This window comes from Deltaproteobacteria bacterium HGW-Deltaproteobacteria-18 (assembly GCA_002841885.1).
In the GTDB taxonomy this organism is placed as follows: Bacteria; Desulfobacterota; Desulfovibrionia; order Desulfovibrionales; family Desulfomicrobiaceae; genus Desulfomicrobium.
Map to the genome: position 1 here is coordinate 1 of PHBE01000019.1, position 25,042 is coordinate 25,042.

The window sequence follows — 25,042 nt, forward strand, 5'->3', positions numbered from 1 at the left end:
GCGCAGGCAAATTCATCCTGGAGAAAATATCGTCCAATCTCCCGTCATCGTCCTTGGCCATGAAGCGGCGATATCCTCTCCGAGCCTCGTCCAGATGAGTGGAAAATTCCTTCAGCACAGGCTCACGATAGAGCCACTGCCGAGCCTCGTCGTCGGAAAGATACCCACGGTGGCTGCTCCATTCGTATTCTTCGAGCTTCTTGACCATGCCCGCCTTGAGAGGGTTGTGATGGATGTAGCGGACAAGGCCGAGCAGATATTCGTCCTCATCCACCAGGATGGCCTTGTATCGGCCGCGAAAGAGCTGACCGTCATGGTCGTGTCGGCGGTTGAAGGTTTGCGTGTACACACCGCCGACATGTCGCATGATGCGATTGATGTTGGCTTCGGGAGTGCGCAGGAGCAGATGGTAATGGTTGGGCATCAGGGCATATGCCGCGACCTGGGCGTTGAACATTTCGGAGACGGCTTCGAGCAGATCAATGAACGCTTGATAGTCCCTGGAATCCACAAAAATCTGTTCATGCCTGCGGCCACGGTTCATGATGTGGTACCAAGCGCCGGGGTATTCGATTCTTAAGGGTCTTGCCATGGGATTCGCTTAAACTCATAGGCAGGTTAAGTCAACGCGAGACTTGACCCCTATTTTGATCTAAGTCAACGCGAGACTTGCCCCCCGTTTGACCCCTATTTTGATCCCCCATTCCTCTGGTTGGGCCGTGCTCAAGGGCGCCGAGACCATATCGCTGTCAAACTTGGGTGACCGCGCCATATCCGCTGCAGTCAACGCGGCGTCGAGGCAGCGGACGTGGAACAAGAAATTGTCAAACATCGTCGCAGTCAGCCAGGCCGAATGCAAGGTTCAAGCAGGCTGAGGAGTTCGTGGACATGGGGTTCATCCTCTGGGTTTTCATCGCTGTGAAGACCTAATGAACCCCAGGTCTCCCATTCTGTGCGCATAAGGCTCAATGCAGTGCTGGTGCTCATCGATGAACCCCGGCGCTACGGCCAAGCCTTTGGCATCAATGGTTTCGATGTCCGGAATCTTGTCAGCTGAAATAATGGCGATTCGACCATCTTTGATACCAGCGCTGGATACAGCATCAAGCTCGCTTTCCGGATCCTAAGATGTACAGCTATTCTATTTAGCTAGAAACGATACACGCCCATAAGTCCGAGGTAAAATTGATTTTCATTACCTTCGTCCTCAACGATTGGGCTGTCGGCTGCATCATTCAAAAGATATTTGTAACCCAAATTGCCAACGACAGACCAGCACTCAGTGAATTTGTAGTCAGCGTTCACATACAGGCCGACATCTTTGAAGCCTCCGTCATCAACGCTGTAGTCCTGGAGCGTGCTTGAACCCCGATTACCTGCATCGATCCCGAAGTAGGTGTCCATATAGTTTTCGCTGGCATAAGTGCTTGAGACTCCAAACGTCATATTGAAGTAGTCGGAAAAGACATGTCTGTAATTACCGCCCAGGGTGACGAGAAAGCCGTCATGTTCGCCGGAAACGTCCGCAGCAAACTCAAGAGATGCACTCCAGGCCCCGAAGCGGCCTGTGAGAAAAAAACCACCCTCCACCGCAGCGTCAACATCCTTCATGGAATCGACCTGGTCGTTATCCACGTCGCCTCGCTCCATTCGGTACTGAAGCAGCGGACCAAACTCGATTTTTTTGTTCAGGATGTTCCCTTTCAGTTGATTGCCTTTTAACATTACATACTTTCCATCGTCCCAGTTATAGCGGGCATAAAGCAGAGGGACGGCGGTATAATCTTCCGACCCCTCATATTCTGGAACCATTCCCAGACCAAGTCCTATGGACGTGTTGAAATCCTGCGCAATCGCGGCCTGAGACAAAAGCAGGATGCTCACACAAGAGAAAAGCGCAAGTTTTAAGTTCCTCATTACTTTCTCCTTATCCGTGGTTAGGGTTAATGAGATGATAAATCTTGGGGCGACAAAGCGCAAAGAATCCAGAAATGCATCATCTGTCGCCACCGCCTGCGATGCTATATATGCGATATACAATTTTGCAAAAAGCAAAGGGGTCAAGTCTGCCTTTGGCTTTTATCAAGTACACGCATGGCAAATTTATTGCTAGTTATTCTCTGTTGCGCATCATTACAAGCCTATTGACTCCCAGGAATTGAATCGATCGAAAATTAGAACTCCAACATTCCAGTATCCCCAATAAAACTCACCGTCGAAACCTCTCTCTTCCCAGTCTGCAGAATTTCCGCCTTGTAGGCTCCTTTCCTGATTTCAACCTCTTCGCTCTGCCCCTTCCTGATCTCCATGCGGACCACCTCGGCGTTCTTGGTGTCGTAAAGCGTCACGTACGTGTCCGTTTTGGCCGAAAGCGTCAGTATCCCGTATTCCTCTGAGCGTGGGACTTTTTTTGGTTTTGGAAGTTCGTGGCGTTGAAAAACTACGGGAGCTGCGGGAGCCGGGGGAGTCGCAGGCACCGGTGAGGAAACAGTTATCGATGCAGGTGCGGCTGGTTTATGCGTGGGCGATTTTGGTGAGTTCAGGAGTACGGCTACAATCAGAAAAATCCCAATTATACCTGCCATCTTTAGCAGATCGAGTTGCCGTTCCCTGTCCGTCTCGTCCGCGCTGTTCCCGAATTTTCTGTTGAGGTTGAGAATATGCTGTCTGGATGTCTCTCGGGATCGTTCCAGCATGGTGCCGTTTATCTTGAGCAGGATGCGCTGCACCTCGCTTTCCGTCAGGAGGGGAGTGTTTTTGGCGTGGATATACCTTGGCAGACGACCGCTGCGGATGACGTTGTCCGGCATGTCCGTCTTGAACTCGGCGTCTCCGGTGAAAACGACCACGGAAAAGAGCTTGTCCTCTCCGATCTGGAGCAGGGATTCGAGTTCCTTGATGTGTTTGTAGTTCTGTCTGAGCGGGTTCTGGAACGAATTTTTGCTCTTGCCGAAGGTCTGTGTCCATTTGGGATGGTTCGGGTTTCCGAAGATCCATCCACTCATATTCTTTGTTTCGATGACGAAGACGCCGTATTCCGAAATGATGATGTGGTCGATCTGCGTGGTGCCGTCTGCCGTGGGGAGGGTGACGTCGTGGAATTGGCGATAATCATCCTGGTCGAGTTGAGTCGAGACGGTTTGTCTGACTAGGAATTCTCCAAGCCAGCCCTTGAATGATCTTGAAGGCAGTACGCCTTTTAAGACCACGATAACGATGATCGCCAAAATAATCAGCAACGGGCTTATCATGGGCCTGCCATCCAAGATCGGGTGGCCAAAGCGGAGCTTCGCAGGGAGAGGAATGCTGCGGGGATGGCGTATTTATTCATATAAAAGGGCTGTTGATGTACAAATTCTTAAGCATAAAGAATTTGTGAATGGTGTTAATTAGCAGCACAATTTGGAAGGATCAAGGGGGGATGCTGTATGACATCGAAGAAAAGTCAGTACGCACTTTTTTTGATGAGAGACAGGATGAAGCCGTTGACGCAAATGCGTCCGAGCTGTTTTCAATGACGAGGGGATGCGTGGCACAAAAAAAAGGTCCCGGACTGAAGTCCGGAACCTATACGTCCTTGGTGCCCTCACCATGACTCGAAAATGGGCTAACCGGGACTGGGTAACCCAAAAGCGCTTGTTCGTGGTCCTTGCGTCGCCGAATTTGCATCGTTTCGCGAAGAGCCAAACAGCGCGCTTACTCGCTAAGGGTGAGTCTTTTTACTTGCATGAATCGAGTACTCAAGGCTTGGAGCGCTTCACCACGTCTGCTTCCAGCAGCATTCGTACATAGCGCGTATACGGGATGCCCTTGGCCTTGGCCTTGGCTTTTACGGCCTCCAGCAGTCCCACGGGGATGCGCATGTTCAACGCCCCGTCCTTTGGCTCGATTTCAAATCGCATTGGCTGGAATCCGGAAAGGTCATATTGCGACAGATCGGCTTCCTCGACAAACTCTTCGGCGTCCGCATCGCTACGAAGCGACGGCATCTGTTTAGATTTGTTGTTCATAGTGATCGACCTCCTTTTTGTGCATATAGCGGGCGCTAATCGGTCGTAGCTTTGTCCAGCCATCAATTTTCTTCAGCATGAACACGAGGAAAACATAACGCCCCGCCTGGGTTTTCCCGATGGCCCTCATACGCGGCTCATCGGGGCAAGGGTCGGGCATGACGGAGGGTTCGCCTAATAACACCTCTTCGATTTCTTCACGGGATACGCCATGCTTACCGCATTTAGGCCAGTTGCCGCTATCCCAGTCGAATCCCGCAATTTGCATTATTAAAGTATAGTCATTTGTGTAGACAAAGGCAACTCGGCCTCTGGAACTCTTCACCATATTCTGGCGTTTACTTCGCATCGCGGATGTTGCGCCTGGATGGATTCAAAAGATGGGGGAAATGCGTGGCACAAAAAAAAGGTTCCGAACTTAAGTTCGGAACCTATACGTCCTTGGTGCCCCCACCATGACTCGAACATGGGCTAACCGGGATTAGGAAGCGCTAAGGATGATGGGAATCAGCCAGACACCGAACGAATATGTCGGATTATAGTCAGTTTTGTGCGCTTCGGGTGGCGTTTCGGGTGGCGTATCACTATGTAGATTTTGAGATCGATTGACCAAACATTCGGTTTAACAGGCCGTTGAAGAACGGTGATCTGCTGTGTCCGCGCAAAGGCAGGGTGCGGTATGTCATGCATAAGCGGTCTGGCTTTTTTCGTTTCCTCGCATTTAACCATTTTTTGGACGACCTACGAATTTCCGTTTTCAGCCAGTTAGCCGTAAGAAGGCGAGGTAGCAGGACGAACCATTACCGCAGTCCTCTGGCTGCGCTCGTTCATGTGGCGGCCTGCCCAGTAATCGCGCGGTACCGGGCAGGCCTTGAAATTGGGGGCAGGAATCAGATGGTCTGCTTTACCGACGTGATCGTCACTTCGAGAAGCCGGGTCTGGAAGGTGAATTTCGCTTTCATCATGTCGAAGTCTGGTCCGGATCTGATGAACTTGGCAGTGCCTTCAAGCAGAAAGCCCGTTCCCGGTCCCATCTTTCCCTGCACTTCCTTGCTCCCGAGAGTAAGTAGCACCTTGTCGTTGATCTGTACTTTCTTCTCTGTCTTCCTCATTTTCCAGGCAGGAATCAGGATTTTTCCATCTTCGGTCAGGTGAAGGTAGGAATTCCATGTGTTCACGACATGCGACTCGTTTTCGGCGCAGGTGACAATGGACACTACCCCTTCTGAGCTGACAACATCCCTGAATATTTGATTAAACATTTTTTACTCCGTGGCTGAGGGTTATTGTGGACAACATGTGTCCGCGATAGCTATGATCAAGGGGCGTTTTCGTCAAGACAAAAACGGGGCGAGTTGGTTACAGGCAGGGGAACGAAAGCTTGGAGGTTAGCCGTGCAGTTTAGTATCGGGGTAGAGTACGCGTTTCATTCTCTTTTTTACATGGTGGAGATTCCCGGCCGCAAGCCGCTTGGAATTAGGCAAATCGCGGAACTGAACGCTATTCCGGAGAGTTATCTGTCAAAGGTCTTCGCGAAGCTCAGCAAGGCCGGGATCGTCAGGTCCATTCCTGGTGTGAAGGGCGGTTACGAACTGGCCAGAAATTCCGAGAACATTTCCTTCTGGGATGTAATTGAGGCTATCGAGGGGCCGTCATATTTCTTCCAGTGCGCGGAAATCAGGAAGAATAACATCTTTGTGGATGACCCTTTGGCTTTCACGGACAAATGCCCTTGTCTGATCAAGGTCGTCATCCAGGAAGCAGAGGAACTGCTCCGGACCAGCCTGCGCGCTAAATCGCTACGCTGGCTGCACGACCAGGCGCATGCCAGTTTCCCTGAAAGCAGAAAGAACGCGATATTGGACTGGATCAAGGCGCTTTAACCCATGGGCCGAGGGTTTGGACCTTGAGAATAGGAAGACATATATAAGCTGAACGTCTCGCGAGTGTGGATGAATAAAAAAATCCGACTAGTTGATAACTAATTGGATTTTTTTTATTCATCTGGCGTCCTCACCATGACTCGAATATGGGCAAACCAGGATTAGGAACCGCTCAGAATACAGGGAATCGGCCAGACACCAATCGGATTATGTGGGGTTTGATTGATAATGCCTAATAAGGTGGCATCTCGGGTGGCGCTTTGGGTCATGCAAATTTGTCAGAGTTCTGTTGAAGCAGAGATGGCACGGAACTGCTCAGAACACGCTACGAAAGCCTTGACGAGTTCTGGGTCAAAATGAGTGCCTGAATGATTGACGATCTCTTCAATAGCCTGCTCGTGTGTCCAAACGGATTTGTAAGGTCTTTCACTAGTCAGTGCGTCATAAACATCTGCGATGGCAGTAATCCTTGCTGATAGTGGAATATCCTGTTCTTTAAGCCCGTGAGGATACCCTGTCCCGTCCCATTTTTCGTGATGATAAAGGGCGATGTCGCGAGCTAACGCCAAGTAACTGTCCTTGCCAAATTCTTTCCTGAAAACTTCGTTTGCTTGCAACAACGCTTCGCCAGCGATGATGGTGTGTTGCTTAATGATGTTAAACTCATCTGGAGTTAGGGCTTCTGGCTTGAGGAGTATTTGTGTAGGAATGGCCGTCTTTCCTATGTCGTGAAGCAAAGAAGCGAGTGTGACATCGTGAATGTAGGAGTAAGAGTGTGATAAAATATAATCTTTGTATATACTTGAAGATTTAATAATTTGATCAATTATTGCACTTGTATATTGTTGAATTCTTTCTAGATGCTGTCCTGTTGCGGCGTCATAGTGCTCAGCAAGTGAAGCAAGGGCGTGTATTGAAACGATCTGTGTTGCTTTGATTTCGCGAGTTTTTTCTAATACGGCACTTTCAAGGGACAAATTGCTAGTTGTAAGCTTTGATTCAAATTCGGTTCGAAAAATATTTGATATGCTTGCTTTGAATAATAAGGATGCAAATATTGCTGATAGAATTGTCCACATTAATGACGTGCAGATACGAAGCGCAAAATTATTGTTCATAATTGTGCGTTCTTGTTCTGAAATGTCATAATATATTTCGAATGCACCTTTAAACTTATCTTTGAGAACTGGTAGATAAACTTCTGCAACGCTTGAGTTGATACGTTCTCCTTCCATGGTAAGATTTTCTTTGCGCACAACTTTTGAATAAATTCTACCTTTTGAAACTATTTTTTGAAAATATTCATGCTGATTAATTTGGCCTATTTCATCATTTGTCGATGAAAATAATATCTTACCTTGGGAGTCAAAAATCCTGATTTTCAATATATTAAAGTCTAAAAGTAAATTGTTAATATCAGCTACAAACTTATCAGATATATCAATATCATCGTTAAATGTAAAAATATTCATTGATTTTCTGATATGGTTCGCAGTCCTCTTTGCTTCTGATTCGATGCTCATAAACTGAATTTCATTAAATTTTGGTATAATGAAAAACTCTTGGAAAAGAAGTAAAGATAATGAAATTAAAATAAATAAAAATGTAATTAATTTCAAAAACGAATTTCTGAAAATATTTAATATTACTTTCGATGTTAATATTTCGTTCATATATTCAAAATCCTGAATAAAGTTGTGAAATAATCAATTAATAGTATTATACATGGAGTGCATTTTGCGCTTTAGGCTTGCATATAAGTATGATGATATAAGGGTGCCTGTCTGAACTCTTAGAATTATTATACTCTTAGGGTGAAATTGGGCCTGTACGCCACCAGTTTTGTAATATTCTGATTTATAAGGAAAAAATTAAATTATCCGCGAATGTAGAAAAAAAGAAAGGTTCCGGCTAGTCTGTAACTATCCGGAACCTTTGATTGTTGGTGCCCCCACCATGACTCGAACATGGGCTAACCGGGATTAGGAACCGTTCAATATTCCGGGAACCAGCCAGACACCGGCCGGATAATATCGGATTATGATCGGTTTTCGCTGAAAAAGGTGGCGTTTTGGGTGGTGTCAAGTACGGGTTCTGTGATTTTTGTCGATCATTTGGGGAAAATATTTCGAAGCTAGTAGTTGACAGTATGGGTCACCGCGGTATAAAAATTGACAAATCAGTTGATAATTTATGCGGAATTGATCGGAGGTTTGATGTTAACAAGGACTTTGCCTTTCAAGAAGTTTTTAGACATGGAGTTTCCGCTTGGTTTTCAATCCCAGCTTCCTTTGGCTCTGGAGACGGCTTACTCGGAAGCATTTGAGGTCGGTCGCGTGAGTGGTTTGTCAGAGGGTGGAGTGACAAAGTTGTTGCCACCGCTTGAGAGTGAGCGCTTGTCGGATGCGCAAGGCCTTTTTGCACAAAACGCTGTTCACAATTTGGCATCTAGGTTTCCGTCGTTAAAAGCAAATTTTGGTTCCAATTCAAAAAGAAGACAGCATGTTCAAGTTAGATCAGAAAATACATTGCTAACTGTCCATAGAGTATATGCGCCTGAGTCAATGCCAAAAAATGCTGTCTATAGAAAAACAAATGCTGTGCAAAATATTCGTTTTTTCTCATTCGTAAGTGATTTTTTTGATCAAGATGAAAATATGACGTATATGTATTTATTGCATGGTGCATCAATTCAAGATAAATCTCAACTTGGATTCGTCACAATCGCTATTCCTGACCATGAGAATAAACGGTGTTTAGTTTCTAAAACCATTTTTATGCACTCAGATTATTCTGTAACATCTGAAGCTATAGAAATTGAATCTACAGCTATGATTACTTTAAAAATCGGTGCGAAAAAGAAGAAAATTACATCATTATGAGCAATTCGGTTTTATTTAATCGTTTTCGTTTAATAGATGCAAGAACTGCCAGGGGGTTAACACAGACGCAGCTTGCAGAAATTTCTGGTATCAAGAAACAATCTATTTCATGTTACGAAAATGGAAGACAAGTTCCTCGGCCTGAGAATATATTGAACTTGGCAGAGAAACTTGGTGTAACGTTGTCTTTTTTGCAAAAAGAAAGTTTTTCGTACTCCAACAATACAATTTATTTTAGATCCCAGCGGGGATTGTCCGCAAAAGAGTGGAAAAAAGCAGAAGTTAAGCTTCGGTGGTTTGAGGAAATTTTGTCATATTTTGAAGAGTATGTTGACTTAGTTTCTGTAAATATTCCGGATAAATTTGATGTTAGCGATAGGCTGGGCAGGGTAACTGCTGACGAAATTGAGGATATTGCGTCCTCTCTTAGAGAATATTGGGGTCTTGGACTTGGTCCAATATCGAATATTACTCGACTCATGGAGAATAATGGGGCGATAATTATTCGAGTTCCATTCGATGTAAAAGAAGAAGATGCTTTTTCGCAGTGGGTTAATGATTCAGCTACTCCTGTCGTAGTTATGGTTGCTGAGGATCCGAGTGCTTGTCGTGACAGATTTAGCTTGGCCCATGAGTTGGGACATCTAGTCTTGCATAGGGATGTTATTCGAACCCAGGATAATTTAAATCTTATAGAAGAGCAGGCTAATATGTTTGCGTCTGCATTTCTTCTTCCAGCGGCTTCGTATCCTAGAGAATTTAGATTTCCGACATTGGAAATATATCAAATGCTCAAGGAGCGCTGGAAAGTTTCTATCAAGGCTCAAATATTTCGATCAAAGGCTTTAGGACTAATTACTGAAGAGACTGCGCGTAATTTTTATATGAATATGGCGAGGCGAAAATGGCTAAAAAAAGAGCCATTGGACGAATCTATATCTTTTGAAGAACCAAAAGTTATCAAAGATATCGTTGCATTGTTGGCCGAGCAGCTTGATATTGATGTGGAAGATATTGCTGGCGCAACGGCGATCTCAGTGCAAGATGTTGTCCGTTTATGCAATTTGGAAGAATATAAGGTGAGTGAATGTGATATTACCCCAGTTTTGCGACAAAACAGGTCCAAGGTTCTGAAATTTTCGGGAAGTAAAATTGAATGTATTTAATGTTTAAAGTCTTCTAGACCACATTGAGTTGCAAGCTAGCTCTGGTCCCGTTGGTATACCGTTGGGTTCGTGTTTTCGCTTTATCCGAGTCTCTGCCAGCGTGCGGGAGTCCCGTAGCTCTGCTATCACTTCAGTCTGCATTTGGTTGTCGCGCAGGTGTGCAACGTCGGTCATCCCGTTGCTGAGATTCAAGAACTATTGCGCCACTGTTTCTGCGAACAACATGTGTCTATCTGCTGTCACTTGTGTTGTTTCAAGTCTGTATGATAATAAAGTAGTTATTAATTTAATTCGTTAATTAACGAAATGCACATTACTCTTTCCCAATGGTTTATGAATGGTGCTGAGTCGATAACAGGTTGTAGAATGACATTTTTTGCTGTTTCTATATCTAAAGAAAGTAAAGTTAAATCTTCGATTTGTCTTAAATAAATGCCAAGTCGTGATGCGGCTTCTAGTGAATACCGAAATCCTAAATCAAATGACACAAAATGAGTCATTGCTCTTCGCTTTTGAGATGGAGTCCACGCGTCTGGCGGATTAACGTAAAATTCCATTGCGTCACAGTCATCGGTGTCAATTATATGTCTAGCATGTAGCCATTGCTCGTGAAAAAAGCGGTCATCATCTAGATATGGATGCAATATGTGCTCTTCTTCGCAGGTTGCAAATGTATGTCCTTTGCCATCCATGTTGCAGTCCCTGCATGATGGAATCAGATTTAACGGAAAAATTGAGAACTGTGGGAAGTGCGCTTTGGGGAGGTAGTGGTCTAGGTTTTTTGGGCGTCCAATACCACCGCAAAAAGGGCATTTTTCTTTGGCTGATGCCATTATGATATCATAAATTGGTCGGGCTGGTTTGTCCTGATCTACGAAATAAGTTGAATATAATTTTAATAAGTCAGATCGAGACATGTTTCCTATTACAATCTGATTCTCATCGATGGTTTTCGGGGTAGGTTGTATGGTATAGAGTGATCCAGTTGGTGCAAGTCTCTCATAATTTTCAGCTTCAGATATTAAAATATCACTGCTGCTAATTACTTTGCCTCGAAAATCTGGGTTTCCTGTTATTCCTGAGCAGCATCTATTAATTGTTTCGACATAATCGAATGTTGGATGATTAAGTTTCAACATTAATCATCGCTCCTGTCGCGATGCATGACAAGTGCTTTTAGTAGCGAGCGAGCTTCTAGTCCAAGTTGATTGTTGTAATAGCCAATAATCTCTTTATAAGATCCCCCATCTGCAACAGATTTGACGAGTATATCGTGAAATCCTGATTTCGTTACTTCGAGTCCAAATACTTCTCTGGTCAATATTCCAACGTTTTCGCCGAATGTTTCAATGTCAGGTCTGTGTGTTTCTATCGCAGTTCCGACTCTGTTTATTTTCCATGAGCATGACTGTGGAATTTCTTGAAGTACAACAGGTGAGTGCGTTGCAATAATAGAAACGCCGTTTCTGTCGTAAAGTAACTCAGAAAGTGCACGGAGAAAAGCCGATAATAGAGGCGGATGAAGATGGCTTTCTGGCTCATCGATGATAACTAAAGTTTTCTCTTCAACTGTTGCAACAAGTCGTGTAATGGTTAATAAGACGACTGCGTGACCAGAACTTAGGCTCCCTATGATTTCTACAGCTTTTCTTTTAAGATCATCACCTGAATACTGAGCTATCTTTTTTAGCTGCATCATTTCAAAATTTTCGTCAGATTCGAGTGTGCTTATTGCCTTTATCCATCGACTTTGTTTGTAATTATCGATTAAGCATGAACTTATTGCGTTGGCAAAGTCATCATACAAATCATTAATTTTTTTAAGAGAACATCCATTTTTTTTTAGGCCGATATTAAAATAGCATGTTCCTAAAGATGGATTTGGTTGATCCTGTGGCGGTTGGAAAGAATCAAATGCACTGAATGAAACTGAAACTAGGCTACTGAAGTAGTCGTTTGATATAGGTTGAGGACTGAATCCCCCTAGGTCGTAAAATTTTGCAACCGAATTGCCTTTGCTGGTAATGGATTCAACCATGTTGTTAAGAAGCGTGGTCTTACCAGCGCCATTGCGGCCGATAATTGCATGGATGTTTGTACTCGGCATTGATTCAGCTTCAACTCTGAAACTCAAATCTATGCCAGCCACGCTGCTTGTTTCAGGTCTAACAAATTTGAATTCAAAATTTGTAAGTGGAGCGTGTCCGTTTAATACTCTATGATATTGTCCTTTAATAACGGATAGGCTTACAGATCTAAGTAAAGATGTATGGAAAACTGTTTCATGTTTATTGTGTTCAATTTTGCTTTGGTCGTGGACAATGTCTCTTAGTCCCGCAAGTACGCTATTTCTGATTGATCTGGTTAATGTTGATATTTTTCTGTAATAATCTACATCTTGTCCAACTGAAAAAAATGAATCTGGTAGACTTTCAAACTCGGGATCTAGTATTGAATAAGACGATTTGTCTGTTGTTTGGCCAGCAAACCCAATTTTGATATTTCCAATTCCGTGCAAAATGCCTTCTTCGTCATGAATGCTTAAATAAAACATTGTTTTGAATGAAAAATCATCCCAGTAGTCAATCATAAGATATGCTGTATTGATCCCTGTTTCTGGTATTTTCGCATTACGTTGAAGGATTATAAATTTCATTTTGTTTTTATCTCACATATAATTATTAGTTGATTCAGAATTACATTGTAATTCTGAGTGTTTTGTTCTTTATAACCATTGGTCGAATTTGGCTAATTTTTGTGATTTAAGAATCTACACAATAATGATTTGGGGCGTTCTCGTCGTGGTCCAAATAACGACATTTAGGGCAAATTTTCATAGCGTTCAGTTCTGTTCAATGTAGATGGATAGTTTCCTCTTCTTCATCAATTAAAAAATCTTGCTTTTTGTTTATCCCGTCGCCAATTATTTTTGCATTATATTCACCATACGGAAAATCAATCACGACTAAATCGTGCGGGGATATACTTTTCATCATAACTAATTTATTAGTTTTCTTATTTCGTATTACTACTGAAATCGTATTGAACGAAGTAAATAGCACTCTGCTAATTTCACCCTCAGTATTACTTTTTTTGGGGTATGATTTTGGTGAGGATATTTCATTGAAATTGTTTGTTACCGCTATCTCGTTGTAAACTGATTTTTGTGTTGGTTCTCCCGGCATTGATTGGCTAGGTCCAGGCATGGAGTTTCCAGTCACATTGATTTTTAAGATATTCCACCATTTATATTTTTCATAGGAGTAAAATTTAGTTTCAAACAGCTCGCCTTTTCCTGAATAATTTGAAACTTTAATATGCGCAGAATGTGATTTTCCCTCGTCGTTTATGACGTGAACAATTGCTTCGAGAGGATTTCTTGGTTGTCCGCTACTGACTCGGCCGCTAATGGTGACTTCGTTTCCTTGCTGCCAAGCATGAACATTCGAAAATATGTGCCCCTGTGATTCCCAATTACCTTCAGCAAAAGCATTAGTTCCCAAAATCAGCAAGCAGCCTGCCAGGAATATCAATTTTTTCATCTTTAAGGATCCTTTCCAAAAGAGCTTCTCTTCTTACTATTTTTAAAATTGTATTTTGAGATTCATCGGAAAGGGTATCTGCTAATTGTCCAATTTTCAATGAAGTCTGATTTTGTATGACATGGGCGGTGCGACCTGTGAGTAACCACATCGGGTCAACGCCAAATTTTTCAATTAAAGCTATGATAGTTTTGGCCCTTGGCTCTGACTTATTGTTCTCTAATCCCGTCAATGAAGGTTGCGAAATCTCAAGATTTTTCGCAAAAGCTGTTGTTGATAAATTATGTTTTTCACGAACTGATTTTATCCGATCGCCAATTGTCTCTTTCATAGCTTTTCCTATTGACGAGATTAAAAAAATATGAGTAAGAAAGGTTAACTTTTGAAGTTCATAGCATTTCCTTTCAAAAGTGAATTTTTTTTGCCTGCTTTAATAGGATTAACTATTCAATATATAGGTATATTTATGAAGAGTATCGTCTTCAGATCGGCGACCCGAAAATTGTCTGACCTTTCCACGGAACTCCTCCGTTCTGGCGAGTCGGATCTGATGCTTGAAGTCCAGCGCATGATTGTCCGGCTTTTTGAGATTCAGGACCAGCTTACCAAAAAGAACGAGGCGAAGCCATGAATCAGCAGTCATTCCCGCCCACGGCAAAAGTTCACTTCACGTCCATCTATGGCATCCAGGAAGCCGAGCTTTACTCGGATCTTCTTCAAGGGTTCCTCGACAATCCCAAATCGTTGGCCGGTGAGGTCCATGTCGAGCAGCCCTATTACCTCGCCGATACGGAAATGTTCCACATCTATATCAAGTTTTTCCCGCTGAAAGAAGAATTCCAGAACGTTGAACTCTGCTTGGAGTTCATGCGGATGTGCTTGCAGCGTGAACATATCAAACTTTTGAAACAACATCTTGGCATGTAGGAGGTACAACCCATGCAAAACGGTCTCATTTTCTGCGGTGCATTACTTGGCAAAAGTCACATCAAGTGGGGCGCAAAGGCTGATCGTAAAGAAGGCGAAATGCTGAATCTGTATATTTGCCCCAAGGCCAACGCTGGCAGCCTGGACGTTAAGCCTGAAGAGGTCATGGTGGCCACGGCTGATATCCCGATGGTCGAAACCAAGCTTCAGGCAATGAAGCAGTTCGACACGGTATTCCTTCAGGTTGAAAAACAGCGCGAACGGCTTGTTTTCAAATCCTTCGTGGATCTCAAGTAATGAAACGAATTTCCCTCTTCCTACTTTTGCCGATGGCCCCGGCAACGTGCCTGGCGTCCTTCGTCAAAGTCTGTCCGGATCTGGCGGGATGCGCTGAGTCTGAAATGGTCTGGCTGCAGATAGACCCGTTTGGCTCGCATCTGGATCCGGCTTTGATTGCTTTGGTTGTGGGAGGGGGCTTGCTCCTTTGGGGCACTGGCTGTGGCATCGGGATTTATCTGAATTCAATTCGGAAGTTCCGATAATCCGTTTCTTTATCAAATACTCATGGAGTTCATATCATGTTTGGTCGTATCAAATCCGGTTTCAAGTCCTGCTGCACTTTCGTCAAGAAACACGTTGGAAAGGCCCTTACCGTTCTCGGTGCCGGTACCGCTACCGTTGTTCAGTCCGTCCCGGCCCGTGCGGATCTGCTGACTGATACCCAGACGGCGATTTCCGGCGCAGCTGCCGACGCCCTGACCGTGGGCGGTTACGTCGTGGCCGGTGTGGCCAGCCTGATCGTGATCGGGCTCATCATCGCCCTGGTTCACAAGGTCAAGTAGGTTGTCACAGTGGAGATCATCCTTGGTTCATACTTGGTGATCTGCTTCCTGTTTGGTGTGAGAACAACGCTGTACTAAGGGGGCTTCGGCCCCCTTTTTATTCAAAAAGGCGCATTCTTATGTTGGACTCCAGGATTGTTACTCGAATTTTATTTTTTCTATGCGTCATCGTGTGGGGTGTCGTTGGTTTTGAGATATTGGCTTTTGCATCCTCAAGGTTCGACGTGGTTTTGACACCAGATCAAGCATATAATTCTGATGTATCTGTCGGAACTTATATACCTGGTTACAATAATGGCTATTATGTTGTTTACTCTATTGGAACAAAGGTTATTGGAACTTCTGCAACATCAAATACTTCAACTAAACTTATTTGGTATTCTTCTGGAGGAACAGGAAATCCTGAAACTTCACAAAGTTTAGTTAGATTTAGAAAATTTACATATAGAGAAATCACCAGCGGCCCAAATACAGGAAAATTTTACACAGATTATCAAGATCACTTTGTAAATTATGTAACTACGCCTCCAGCCAATCTTCCTCAAGACACAGACGGTGACGGCGTAAAAGATGATATTGATCCATGCCCGGATTCCTATGATGAAAAATTTAAGCTGTGGCGTTTAAAAAATGTTTGCACTGGCTCATACTATGTTTTTCAGATTACTGGTGAATGTGGCGTTACTGAGACATATACAAATCCAATATATAATAGTCAAAAGTCAGCGATAGATGATGCATCGGCGAATCCTGATTGCGCTCCCGTAAGCGCTATGGGTTCTGCGTCAATGTCCGCTCAAGATTTTGAGAACTGGTATGCACAGCATCATCCTAATGTAAATGTAGGCGGTTCATCTCCCGACGACGCTATCCCTGATCTATCAATTCCTGACCCTACAGGTGGTAATTCAACCGTCCATATTCCACCAAAGCCAGTTGATGCCTCAGACCCAGATAGTCAAAAAGTAATTGACCAAATTGAGCGCATGAAAGTTGCGGTTGAACAGGCCGTCCAATTATCCGGCCAGAATGTTGTGGGGCAAGTTCAAGTTACAGGCGACCAAATCGTTGCTGGCCTCAAGGGTGTCACGAACGCGGTCAATGGCCTTTCAATGGGCGGCGTTTCTACGGCTGTGAATTCGGCTGCGGCCACGGCCCATTCCGATTCCCAGGCCATGCTTCAAAAATTGGAAGAGATTAAAAACAAGCCCGTCTCAAATGCCACGGCAAGCGCAACTCTTGAGCTCCCATCCGTGTCTGTCTCTGGATCTTTCACCATTCCTGAATCTGGTGTTTTGGAACCAGTGTCCGAGGACCGCGTTATTGCCGCGAAACAACGATTCATGACTGCCTGGGATAATCTCAAGAACTCTTTCACCGGCATATTTGATGTGAGTCTTTCCGGTTCCGGATCTCTTCCCGTTTGGACGTGGCCGATGCTCGGCCAGAACGTTGTGATCGATTTCAACGAGTATTCAACTCAGCTGAATTGGATCGGGCTTGCGCTCTTGTTTATCGCTTCTGTGTACGCAATATTTATCGTTTTTGGAAATTAGAGGTCATTATGGACTGGGTAGTTAATCTTTTTAATATGATCCTGTCAGGATTTCAGGAAGTCATAAATTTTTTCACTGAAGATATTTTTGCTTTGATCATTAAGCTTGGTGATTTTCTATACTCATTCCTTGAAATGCTTTTTTATGACTGCCTTTATTACTGCATCATAACGCTGCAATACTTGATCGATATTTTTTTGCAGAATGTTGATTTGGCAGATTCTGTTAATACGCAATGGACATATTTATCCGCAGAACATCGAGCGGCTGCTGTGTTCTTTCGATTGCCACAAATCATGACAATTTTCGTTTCAGCTATGTCTGTTCGTCTTTTGCGTGCGTTAATCCCTTTCTTCTAGGTGCATTATGTCCGTAAAAATACATCACGGCCCCCCAGGATCTTATAAAACTTCCGGCGCAGTCATGGACGATTTCGTTGAAGCCGTCTTCTCTGGTCGCGTCGTGATCACCAATGTCCGGGGCCTGAACGATGAATCCAGAGTCAGGGAAGTGCTTTCCAAGGAATTTCCTCGGCGCAAAATTCCGGATTCCTTTGAACTGGTCTGGATCGACACGGAGACAGAAGAGGGCATTTACGCGATTCAGTCTTTTTGGTCCTGGGCGGATTGCGGCGCGTTCATCCTCATAGACGAAGCCCAAGCCTTTTGGCCTTCGGAAATGCGGCCAGGTGATTGGGCTCCTTTTGCGCTTCGTGGCGGTGTTGATGCTGCACGCATCCAGGGCCGCCCGCGCGACTATCCCGACGCCTGGACCCGTCATCGTCATTTCAATTGGGATATTGTTCTCACAACTCCGGATATCAAGCTGTTCCACGCCAAAATCCGTTCTGTCTCCGAAGCCGCCTATATCCACAAGAATCAAGCGCTGATTGGCATTCGTGGCCGCTACCTTGAGGGCATGCACCTGGCTTCCAATAACGGTTTTTCCTCGGACCTCTTTTCCGTCCGTCATCGCAAAATTCCATCATGGGTTTTCAAGCTCTATCAATCCACATCCACGGGGGTGGTCAGTGACACCAAAGCCGGTCAACCAATGTGGAAAGATCCGAAAATCATGGGTCTTACCATCTTTGTCCTTGTTATTGTGGCGTTTCTTGTCAGTCGCGGAAACCCTCTCAAGGTTTTTCGTCCCAAAGGCCCGAACGCTGATTCGGTTGATGCGCAAAACGCTTCGGCTGCGCTGGATCCGGCGTCCGCTGCTGTTCCTGGGCGTCCTGTTTCTGATCCGTTCAATGATCTGAGAGGCAAAACGATCTGGCTCCTTGGTTCCCAGTCCTACAAAACCGAGACTTGGACCATGGAAACCCTTCTTTTCGAGCTTCAAGGCCCTGACGAAACCACCGGGGCAATCATCACTTCCGATGCTCTGATCCATCTTGGCTATTCGATTACTCGGATCACGCGCAACCTGGTTTCCGTCGAGCGTGACGGCCAGGAATACTTTATCCGATCACGCGGGGTGCAAAGTGAGAAGAAAGATATTCTGTAGCCTTGTTCTCTTTGCCTGGGCCTCGTTTGCCTACGCCGGGAAGATCAATTTTTCGTTTTATGACGCTCCGATCCGAGACATTGCCGTCACCGTTTCAGAACTGACCAATACGGCAATCAGTGGATCCTTTGGTGATAAGCGCATGACCTTGGTGGCCGATGACATGGAAATCTCGGAGGTCTTGCCGATTTTCAGTTCAACGCTTTCCAGCATCGGCTTGACTCTGGTCAAAACCGATTGGGGCTATGTGGTCCGGACCGTCGAGCAAGGCGTGGATCCTGGTTCCGGCTGGTCCGTTCACACGCTGACGTTCTCCAAAGCCGAGGATCTGAAAAACGCGCTGACTGCCGCGCTCGGAACATCCGGCGCGGTGTCGGCAGTGGGAGACAATCAAATCCTGATCACCGGCCCGTCTGATCAGGTCCGCAAGTATTCATCCATGGTCCGGGCTCTTGATGTTGAACGCGCTCCGGACGTGGAACGCTTCCCCTTGAAGCATTTTCGCGTTTCCACGGCAATCGAACGGCTCAAATCTGAAAACAGCCAGGCCAAACTGATCCCGGATTATTGGGGCCACGCTGTCATTGTCCAAGGCTCCATTCAAGACCGAATGCTCATCCAGGCGACTCTTGCCGCTATGGATCAACCATCGCCGGGGATCGATAGCCGGGTCATCCCGATTCATACGCAGGATCCGGAGCAGATCCTTTCCATCATCACCGGCCTTTATGACGGCGTGTCCTCGTATATCGCCGGAAAATCCCTGCTTCTCTCCGGACCATCAGACCAGCTTGCAGCTGCCGAACGCATGATTGCCGAACTTGACGGATCTTCGGTCCAGGTCCGCGTGGAATGCGTGATTGCTTCGCTGACGGATCAGGAGTTCGAGGAACTTGGCATCCGGCTTTCCTCCGTCACGGGCAACGTCTCTGCCAATCTGAATTCCGCCGGCATCGCATCGCTAATTACTCCCGGCCCCGGCCTTCTGGTTGATATCGTCTCCGGTACGTTTTCCGGCTCTCTGGTTGCTGTCGAAACCAAGTCAAAAGGCGAAGTTCTTTCCTCGCCGGTGGTGTCTGCTCTTTCCGGACACCCGGCCCGTATCGTTGTCGGCCAGAACGTGCCTTTCATCGACAAGCAGACCAAGACCCAGTCCGGAGAATCCGAGTTCTCGGTTACGCGCCAAGACGTTGGCGTTTCCCTCTCCATAACGCCCAAGGTCGAGGGCGATTTCATATACCTGACGGTTGCTCAGGAAGTTTCCAACATCGACCCTTCCAAGACCAACGCCGTGGATCTGGTGACGGAAAAGAAGCAGATCGAAAGCACGGTAAAACTGGCTGATGGCGAGTCGATCTTTCTTGGCGGGGTGAAGTCCTCGGAGAAGGGTAGCACGCGCGAGTATGTGCCTATTCTCGGCTGGATTCCGCTTGTTGGTGAGATCTTCACCTATCGCAAGAAAACGGAGACCAGTCGGAATTTGGTCATATCCTTGCGGCCAACGATAATCCGTCAGTCTATTTGATCTTTGACTTGAGGTTTTCTGATTCTGAGTTTTCACCCCCTCCCCCTTCACACCCCTTTGAGGGGCGGGGGGGTGAAAACGCCTTTTAACATCGGTGTCGCGCCGAGCTTGGAACGGCAAAGCCAGTGCCACAGGGGTTTATTGTGGCGCGGGTTTGCAAGTGGAAAGTGAGCCACGGATCGAGGCTGCCGGGCGTGTTTGCGTTAGGGATGTGAACCCGAATGGGCTGAGACGATGAGGGGTTTATTCATTGGCTCAGTCTGGCCCGCGAGTCTTCGAGTGGTCGCCAGATTCCAGCCCGGCCCAGAGGGAAACGCCCAATATATTTGAGGAGAGGACCATATGGACCAGCTATATTTACAGATTTTGCATATCGTAATGCTTATCGGGCTCCTTTTCATGCTCATCGAGTACCGGAAAATCCGCACTTACGTCCGCCAATGTCAGCCAATTATTCAAGACCTTTATCAGGAATATCTGAAAAGCGACCCGTATTTTGTGGATCCCTTATCAGACGAATCAAGGACAGTCCCGAGCGCAAACCGGAGGAGCCGGACGGAGCCCCCGGAGGGAGGCGACGACGGAGCCGCGCGAGGGGATCACCCCCAAGTCTAACAGGGGGTGAACAAATTACATGTCATAAGTTTCTATATATTTAATTGTCCTTAATTATTAAGTTTTCTTATTTTTGAGGTTGCCATGTCAGATTTAGTTCATGCCGTTGAAATTGAGTGTCCCAGTGAGATGTGGACCGAGTGTCCAAAGTGTCAGGAACAAGTGAATGTCATTGATGCACTAGGAGGCCCCGAAAAGGCGTTTCCCGAATTACTGCGCGGTTTCCCGTCACCGACTCCGCACACTTGCAAGATAGTCGCAAACTTCGAATTTTCCTGCTCATCTTGTGGCTATCCCATGCGCGGCGTCTCCTTCAATCTCGAACAAGGCTGGTGAACCATGCTCGTGTGCAACTCCATCGACACGATCTGCCTAACGATCAACCTTGACCGCCAAACGCAGATGTACCTTTTGAACTGGCAATTCCGGCACAACCTGATTCCCAAAGGCATTTACCCGACCGACGCCGGAATCCCTCGTTATAAGTGGGGCCTGGAGCATGACGGGATCCGGATCTATTATTCCGATTCGGAAGTCCTGAAGCCGAACTGTTTTATCCGCTTTTCCTCGGAGTACATCCAGCGCGTAGGCTATCAAAAAGCGTATGCGCGTTGCTGCGGCCTCCTGAAATCCTTCGGTGTCCATCGGCCTGGGCGTGGCCTCAAACTCTCCCAGATCGACCTTGCCTTTGACTTCCAATCCGATCTTTCCCGGTATCTCGACAATCCGGCCTACCATGTGAAGACGCGGCTCCAGAACACGGTTTCCCGCAATGAAGCTGAAGGGCTTGTGTGGCGTCTGTGGGGCGTGGGTGGCTCCCGTGGCTATAAAGTCCGCGTCTATGACAAGCGGCAAGAGGCAAGCGCCGTGGTGGGCAAAGAGTACTGGCACGAGGTGTGGACCAATCAGGGCTTTACGCTGGAAGAACCGATTTGGCGGATCGAATACGAAATGCACCGTGACTTCCTCAAGGAATGGAAGATCGAGCGGCTAAGTCAGTTCCTGAACGCGCAACAGTCGATCCAGAAGCGTCTTTTTGACCTCTGGTCGATCAAGATCCGCGATGACTCCAATGTTTCGCGGTGCTCCAATGTCCCGGAATATGAATACCTGATCGAGCATTTCAGCCAGGATTTCATTGAACATGAAGTGGACCGCCGCCCGGAGGCTTACGAGCGAGCAGCGGACCAGCAGCTGATCCGCGCAGTCAACGCGCTGGTGGCATCGGTGACGAACAAGGCCGCCGCATTTTTCGCCAGGGGCCACAAAGTCCTCAACGCTGAGACCTTGGTTTCTCAACGTGTCGCGGGGTTCAATCGTCTGATCAAGGAAACCAGCCTTGGCAGCCCGGAGCAATTCCTTTTGGCGGCCACGGCTCTTTTGCAAAAGAAGGGCTACTATTACACGCCAGCCCACCAAATGTTGGAGGTTGCAGCATGATACACGTCATCGAACGAAACGAGCAATTCGGGATCCAGATCCTTCGGACCGGCAACGTTCAAGAGGCGTCCACGTTCATCATCGAGGGCGGATTCCCGGAAGCCAACGACGCGGCCCAGGACATGGAAGCGGCATATTATGAGGATCTGACCGCGGACGTTTACGTGGTCATTGATACACGCGGAGAAGGGTATGATTACGAAGTCATGTCTGTCTGATCTTGGCGCCCGATTGGACCGCAAACAGGTCCAGGCCATGCTTGGCATTTCAGAGGATACGCTGTTAGCTGATCCCGTCCGGTTCGGCGGTGTCTGGCTTGGTCCCCGAAAGCTGGTGTTCTTTGAAAAACTCATATCCGAAGCGATAAGGGAACTATATGCCAACCAAAAAGATCAGAAAAAACGGGACAATGTGGATAGGGCGGGTGAAACTCCCGAATGGGAAGCGAGTGGAGAAGGCGTTTCCGACGAAGCCGGAGGCGATGAAATGGGAGTCCATCCAGCGGTCCGCGCTTTCGCACGTGAAAACGGGCCTCACCTGTGGCCACTGGCTGAACCGAAGAATTGAGGAATATCAAGCGCGTGGTCTTGTCTCACTCGATGAGAAGAAAAGGTGCTTTTCTCGTTTCTTCGTCGATGTTGATGAGCATTTACCGGCGGCCATGATGACGCCTGGTCATGCTCTTCGTCATCTTTCCAAGCTGGCCGTGGAGATATCCGGCGATCGTGCGAACAGGTCCAAGCGTCACTTGATTGAAGCCTGGTCCTGGGGCGTTCGATTCCTCGGGCTGCCGCCTTTGAATCCATTCGCTCATGTCCCTGATTATCCTACGTGCTCCAAGGAACTCATTGTGCCCAAGGAAGATGATTTCTGGTCAGTCGTTGACCAGGCGCAGGACCAGCAGGAAAAAACGGCAGTCCTCTTCTTGTATTATACGGCTTGCCGTCGTGGTGAATTGTTGCGGCTCAAGTGGTCGGACATAGATTTTGATCGTGAAGCCGTTCGGCTCTCATGCAGGAAAGGGCGTAATGCTTCTTGGTTTTCTTCCTGGGTCCGGATTCCAGATGAACTTATCCAAGAGTTGAAGCGCTGGAAGCTGCAAGCAGGTCTAGGTTTACAGGTTTTTCGTATTCCTTATGCATTCCACTTTATTCAAGTCCTTTGCCGACGTGCGGGAGTTCCGCAGTTCGGCTTTCATTCCATCCGGCATCTTGTGGCCGTGCAGCTGTACCGCGCAGGGCACACGGTAGCCGAGATTCAAACCCTCCTTCGCCATCGATCCCCCCAGACAACGGAGATCTATCTTCGTTCATTGGGTGTATTTCAGACTTCAGAGGCCGTTGTGGAGTCGCTAGGGGTGGCGCGTCGGGTGGCGCGAGAAAAAAGAAAGGTTCCGGGTAGTCTATAACTACGCGAAACCTTTTTCAGATCTGGTGCCCCCACCATGACTCGAACATGGGCTAACCGGGATTAGGAATCCCGTGCTCTATCCACCTGAGCTATGGGGGCGGTCCGTTGTGGAGCAAATTCATTAGGCGAGGCGGGGGGTAAAATCAAGCATATTTCCCCTTTGAAAAAAGTCTTCGCGGGGTGCTTCCGGCCGGGAGGGGACGCGTCTCTTTCCCGGGAGAGGGCAGGAACGCGTTGAACATCCGTGCGGCTTTGTGTATTCTTGGTAAGTTGCCTGATTTCTCATTTCGGGAAAGGTGCGCCAACGAATCAAAATGGGTGATAAGCGATGGGTACATACGTTGCTGCTTCAGGGCCGGGTCAGGATGCCTATGGAGCCACGATCTTCGATTACGCCCTGGCCGGGGGCAAGTTCGTGGCCTTGACCGATGATGCGGCTTTTGTGGAACTGATCAAGTCGGTCCTCTATCACAGCATGGGCTTGTCGCGAAAATCATTCCATCATTTCACGCGCCTGGCCGATCTTTTCGAGCTTCTGCACGAGGACAAGGGGGGCAGATTCGTCATCTGCCTCGAACGTCGCGCGGCGGAGGCGGACATGTCTCAGGTCATGGAACGCATCATGCGGCTGTGCCCCGGCGCGGGCATCATCGTCCTGACCCAGGAAGTGGACCAGTACATCACGGCGCTTCTTGTCGAACAGGGCGCGCACAACATCATCACCAAACCCATTTCCGTGGCCTCGTTCAGCGAGAAACTGGCCTTCACCATCGCCCCCCAGGGCAAACTCAGCAAGCTCATCGAAAAGGGCAAGAAGCTGCTCGAAGCCGGTGGCTGGGGCGAGGCTCTGCTTGTGTCCGACGACATTCTGCAGCAGAAGTCCGACAGCGCGGTGGGGTTCATGATCAAGGGCGATGCCTATCTGGGTCTTGAAATGACCTCCCGGGCCGAAGAGATGTACCAGCGTGCCGTGAAGAGCGCTGAACTTTACCTGGCTCCGCTCAAGCGTCTGGCCGCGCTCTACGAGCAGGCGGGGGACGCCGGGAAGCAGCTTGAATGCCTGCGCCGGCTGAACGATATCAGCCCCCTCAACACGCAGCGCATCCTGCTCATCGGTGAGCTTGAGATCGCCCGCGGCAACACTGCCGTGGCCGAGGAGATGTTCCGCAACGTGATGCATCTGGCGCAGCGCGAAGCCAACGAATTTCTGTCCAACCTTTCGAGCAGGATCGCCGACATCTGCGCCAACCGCGATCCGGATATGGCCATCCACTATTCGAAAAAGGCCCTCGATCTGCGCGGCGACAACATTACGGCGGCCGATATAGCCACCGTCACCATCCTTGGCATCTCCCTGCGCAAACAGGGCAAATGGCGGGAGGCCATCGCCGAGTACCTGCGTGTGCTGGCCGTTGTGCCTGGTAGCGCGACCCTGCTCTACAACATGGCCATGGCCTACAGCGAAGGCGGCGAAGCGCCCAAGGCGCTCAGAGCGTTGGAGAAGGCTTTAAAGCTTGATCCAATGTTGCCCTCTTCAGGCAAGAACGTGGCTTTCAACATCGGAACCATCTTTCAGAAGGCTGGCCGAAACGGGACGGAGTTTTTCAAGAAAGCCTATGAACAGGACCCCAACGACAAGGTGCTCTGGTCTGCTCTGAAGCGGTCCCAGGCTCTGCACGAAAATATCTGACCGGCCCCGGCCGGGTTGTTTCTTTTTTTCATCCACAAGGAGTAT

The 25,042-nt window shown here is 47.3% G+C and carries 27 protein-coding genes and 1 tRNA gene; 16 read left to right on the top strand and 12 right to left on the bottom strand.

Annotated elements, in window-relative coordinates; genetic code table 11:
* The 7 genes from CVU60_15195 to CVU60_15225 form a co-directional block, all read right to left on the bottom strand.
* The coding region (locus CVU60_15195; GenBank protein ID PKN40577.1) for a transposase at positions 1 to 592 on the bottom strand (592 nt) is incomplete at its 3' end.
* A gap of 60 nt (positions 593 to 652) precedes the next feature.
* Positions 653 to 832 (bottom strand): hypothetical protein, encoded by a 180-nt coding sequence (locus tag CVU60_15200; protein ID PKN40492.1) that lies wholly within the window; start codon positions 830 to 832, stop codon positions 653 to 655.
* A 317-nt stretch (positions 833 to 1,149) separates the two neighbouring features.
* A complete protein-coding gene (locus tag CVU60_15205; GenBank protein ID PKN40493.1) occupies positions 1,150 to 1,917 on the bottom strand; it encodes a hypothetical protein in 768 nt (255 codons plus the stop codon).
* A gap of 257 nt (positions 1,918 to 2,174) precedes the next feature.
* Positions 2,175 to 3,251, bottom strand: a complete 1,077-nt coding sequence (locus CVU60_15210) for a hypothetical protein (protein PKN40494.1) — start codon at positions 3,249 to 3,251, stop codon at positions 2,175 to 2,177.
* Between the two features lie 489 nt (positions 3,252 to 3,740).
* A complete protein-coding gene (locus CVU60_15215) occupies positions 3,741 to 4,010 on the bottom strand; it encodes a hypothetical protein (GenBank protein PKN40495.1) in 270 nt (89 codons plus the stop codon).
* Positions 3,994 to 4,278, bottom strand: a complete 285-nt coding sequence (locus CVU60_15220; protein ID PKN40578.1) for a hypothetical protein — start codon at positions 4,276 to 4,278, stop codon at positions 3,994 to 3,996. The genes CVU60_15215 and CVU60_15220 overlap by 17 nt, the downstream gene beginning before the upstream one ends.
* A 622-nt stretch (positions 4,279 to 4,900) precedes the next feature.
* Complete coding sequence (locus CVU60_15225; protein ID PKN40496.1) at positions 4,901 to 5,272, bottom strand: FMN-binding protein; 372 nt, start codon at positions 5,270 to 5,272, stop codon at positions 4,901 to 4,903.
* Positions 5,273 to 5,404: 132 nt separating this feature from the next.
* Here CVU60_15225 and CVU60_15230 point away from each other — a divergent pair, with 132 nt between their 5' ends.
* Positions 5,405 to 5,893 (top strand): Rrf2 family transcriptional regulator, encoded by a 489-nt coding sequence (locus CVU60_15230; protein ID PKN40497.1) that lies wholly within the window; start codon positions 5,405 to 5,407, stop codon positions 5,891 to 5,893.
* A gap of 278 nt (positions 5,894 to 6,171) precedes the next feature.
* On the opposite strand, the gene CVU60_15235 is transcribed toward CVU60_15230, so the two are convergent.
* A complete protein-coding gene (locus CVU60_15235; GenBank protein ID PKN40498.1) occupies positions 6,172 to 7,566 on the bottom strand; it encodes a metal-dependent phosphohydrolase in 1,395 nt (464 codons plus the stop codon).
* A gap of 1,205 nt (positions 7,567 to 8,771) precedes the next feature.
* On the opposite strand from CVU60_15235, the gene CVU60_15240 reads away from it, so the two are divergent.
* Complete coding sequence (locus tag CVU60_15240; GenBank protein ID PKN40499.1) at positions 8,772 to 9,941, top strand: hypothetical protein; 1,170 nt, start codon at positions 8,772 to 8,774, stop codon at positions 9,939 to 9,941.
* Positions 9,942 to 10,222: 281 nt separating this feature from the next.
* Here the strand turns inward: CVU60_15240 and CVU60_15245 are convergent, their stop codons facing one another.
* The 3 genes from CVU60_15245 to CVU60_15255 form a co-directional block, all read right to left on the bottom strand.
* A complete protein-coding gene (locus tag CVU60_15245) occupies positions 10,223 to 11,080 on the bottom strand; it encodes an endonuclease (GenBank protein ID PKN40500.1) in 858 nt (285 codons plus the stop codon).
* On the bottom strand, positions 11,080 to 12,597 hold the full coding sequence (locus tag CVU60_15250; protein ID PKN40501.1) for a hypothetical protein: 1,518 nt from the start codon (positions 12,595 to 12,597) through the stop codon (positions 11,080 to 11,082). The genes CVU60_15245 and CVU60_15250 overlap by 1 nt, the downstream gene beginning before the upstream one ends.
* Positions 12,598 to 13,433: 836 nt before the next feature.
* Positions 13,434 to 13,814: a hypothetical protein gene (locus CVU60_15255; GenBank protein ID PKN40502.1), complete on the bottom strand. Its 381-nt coding sequence runs from the start codon at positions 13,812 to 13,814 to the stop codon at positions 13,434 to 13,436.
* A 51-nt stretch (positions 13,815 to 13,865) separates the two neighbouring features.
* Here CVU60_15255 and CVU60_15260 point away from each other — a divergent pair, with 51 nt between their 5' ends.
* The 13 genes from CVU60_15260 to CVU60_15320 all read left to right on the top strand — a co-directional run bounded on the left by CVU60_15260 (position 13,866) and on the right by CVU60_15320 (position 23,305).
* On the top strand, positions 13,866 to 14,114 hold the full coding sequence (locus CVU60_15260; GenBank protein PKN40503.1) for a hypothetical protein: 249 nt from the start codon (positions 13,866 to 13,868) through the stop codon (positions 14,112 to 14,114).
* On the top strand, positions 14,111 to 14,410 hold the full coding sequence (locus tag CVU60_15265) for a hypothetical protein (protein PKN40504.1): 300 nt from the start codon (positions 14,111 to 14,113) through the stop codon (positions 14,408 to 14,410). Before CVU60_15260 ends, CVU60_15265 begins: the two co-directional genes overlap by 4 nt.
* Positions 14,411 to 14,422: 12 nt before the next feature.
* Positions 14,423 to 14,707, top strand: coding sequence for a hypothetical protein (locus CVU60_15270; protein PKN40505.1), 285 nt, complete (start codon positions 14,423 to 14,425; stop codon positions 14,705 to 14,707).
* Positions 14,707 to 14,952, top strand: coding sequence for a hypothetical protein (locus CVU60_15275; protein PKN40506.1), 246 nt, complete (start codon positions 14,707 to 14,709; stop codon positions 14,950 to 14,952). The genes CVU60_15270 and CVU60_15275 overlap by 1 nt, the downstream gene beginning before the upstream one ends.
* Positions 14,953 to 14,988: 36 nt before the next feature.
* Entirely contained in the window at positions 14,989 to 15,252 is a 264-nt protein-coding gene (locus CVU60_15280) for a hypothetical protein (protein PKN40507.1), read from the top strand.
* Between the two features lie 986 nt (positions 15,253 to 16,238).
* Complete coding sequence (locus CVU60_15285) at positions 16,239 to 16,808, top strand: hypothetical protein (protein PKN40508.1); 570 nt, start codon at positions 16,239 to 16,241, stop codon at positions 16,806 to 16,808.
* A gap of 8 nt (positions 16,809 to 16,816) precedes the next feature.
* Entirely contained in the window at positions 16,817 to 17,167 is a 351-nt protein-coding gene (locus tag CVU60_15290; protein ID PKN40509.1) for a hypothetical protein, read from the top strand.
* Between the two features lie 7 nt (positions 17,168 to 17,174).
* Entirely contained in the window at positions 17,175 to 18,317 is a 1,143-nt protein-coding gene (locus CVU60_15295) for a hypothetical protein (protein ID PKN40510.1), read from the top strand.
* Positions 18,295 to 19,842: a hypothetical protein gene (locus CVU60_15300; GenBank protein ID PKN40511.1), complete on the top strand. Its 1,548-nt coding sequence runs from the start codon at positions 18,295 to 18,297 to the stop codon at positions 19,840 to 19,842. The genes CVU60_15295 and CVU60_15300 overlap by 23 nt, the downstream gene beginning before the upstream one ends.
* 342 nt (positions 19,843 to 20,184) lie before the next feature.
* Positions 20,185 to 20,457 carry a hypothetical protein gene (locus tag CVU60_15305; GenBank protein PKN40512.1) on the top strand — a complete coding sequence of 91 codons (273 nt, stop codon included), beginning with the start codon at positions 20,185 to 20,187 and terminating at the stop codon, positions 20,455 to 20,457.
* 339 nt (positions 20,458 to 20,796) lie between these two features.
* Positions 20,797 to 21,897 (top strand): hypothetical protein, encoded by a 1,101-nt coding sequence (locus tag CVU60_15310; protein PKN40513.1) that lies wholly within the window; start codon positions 20,797 to 20,799, stop codon positions 21,895 to 21,897.
* Entirely contained in the window at positions 21,894 to 22,115 is a 222-nt protein-coding gene (locus CVU60_15315) for a hypothetical protein (GenBank protein PKN40514.1), read from the top strand. The genes CVU60_15310 and CVU60_15315 overlap by 4 nt, the downstream gene beginning before the upstream one ends.
* 158 nt (positions 22,116 to 22,273) lie before the next feature.
* On the top strand, positions 22,274 to 23,305 hold the full coding sequence (locus CVU60_15320; protein ID PKN40515.1) for a hypothetical protein: 1,032 nt from the start codon (positions 22,274 to 22,276) through the stop codon (positions 23,303 to 23,305).
* Positions 23,306 to 23,328: 23 nt separating this feature from the next.
* Here the strand turns inward: CVU60_15320 and CVU60_15325 are convergent.
* A tRNA-Arg gene (locus CVU60_15325) sits at positions 23,329 to 23,406 on the bottom strand.
* Between the two features lie 229 nt (positions 23,407 to 23,635).
* Here CVU60_15325 and CVU60_15330 point away from each other — a divergent pair.
* Positions 23,636 to 24,997 carry a hypothetical protein gene (locus CVU60_15330; GenBank protein PKN40516.1) on the top strand — a complete coding sequence of 454 codons (1,362 nt, stop codon included), beginning with the start codon at positions 23,636 to 23,638 and terminating at the stop codon, positions 24,995 to 24,997.
* Positions 24,998 to 25,042 lie beyond the last annotated feature (45 nt).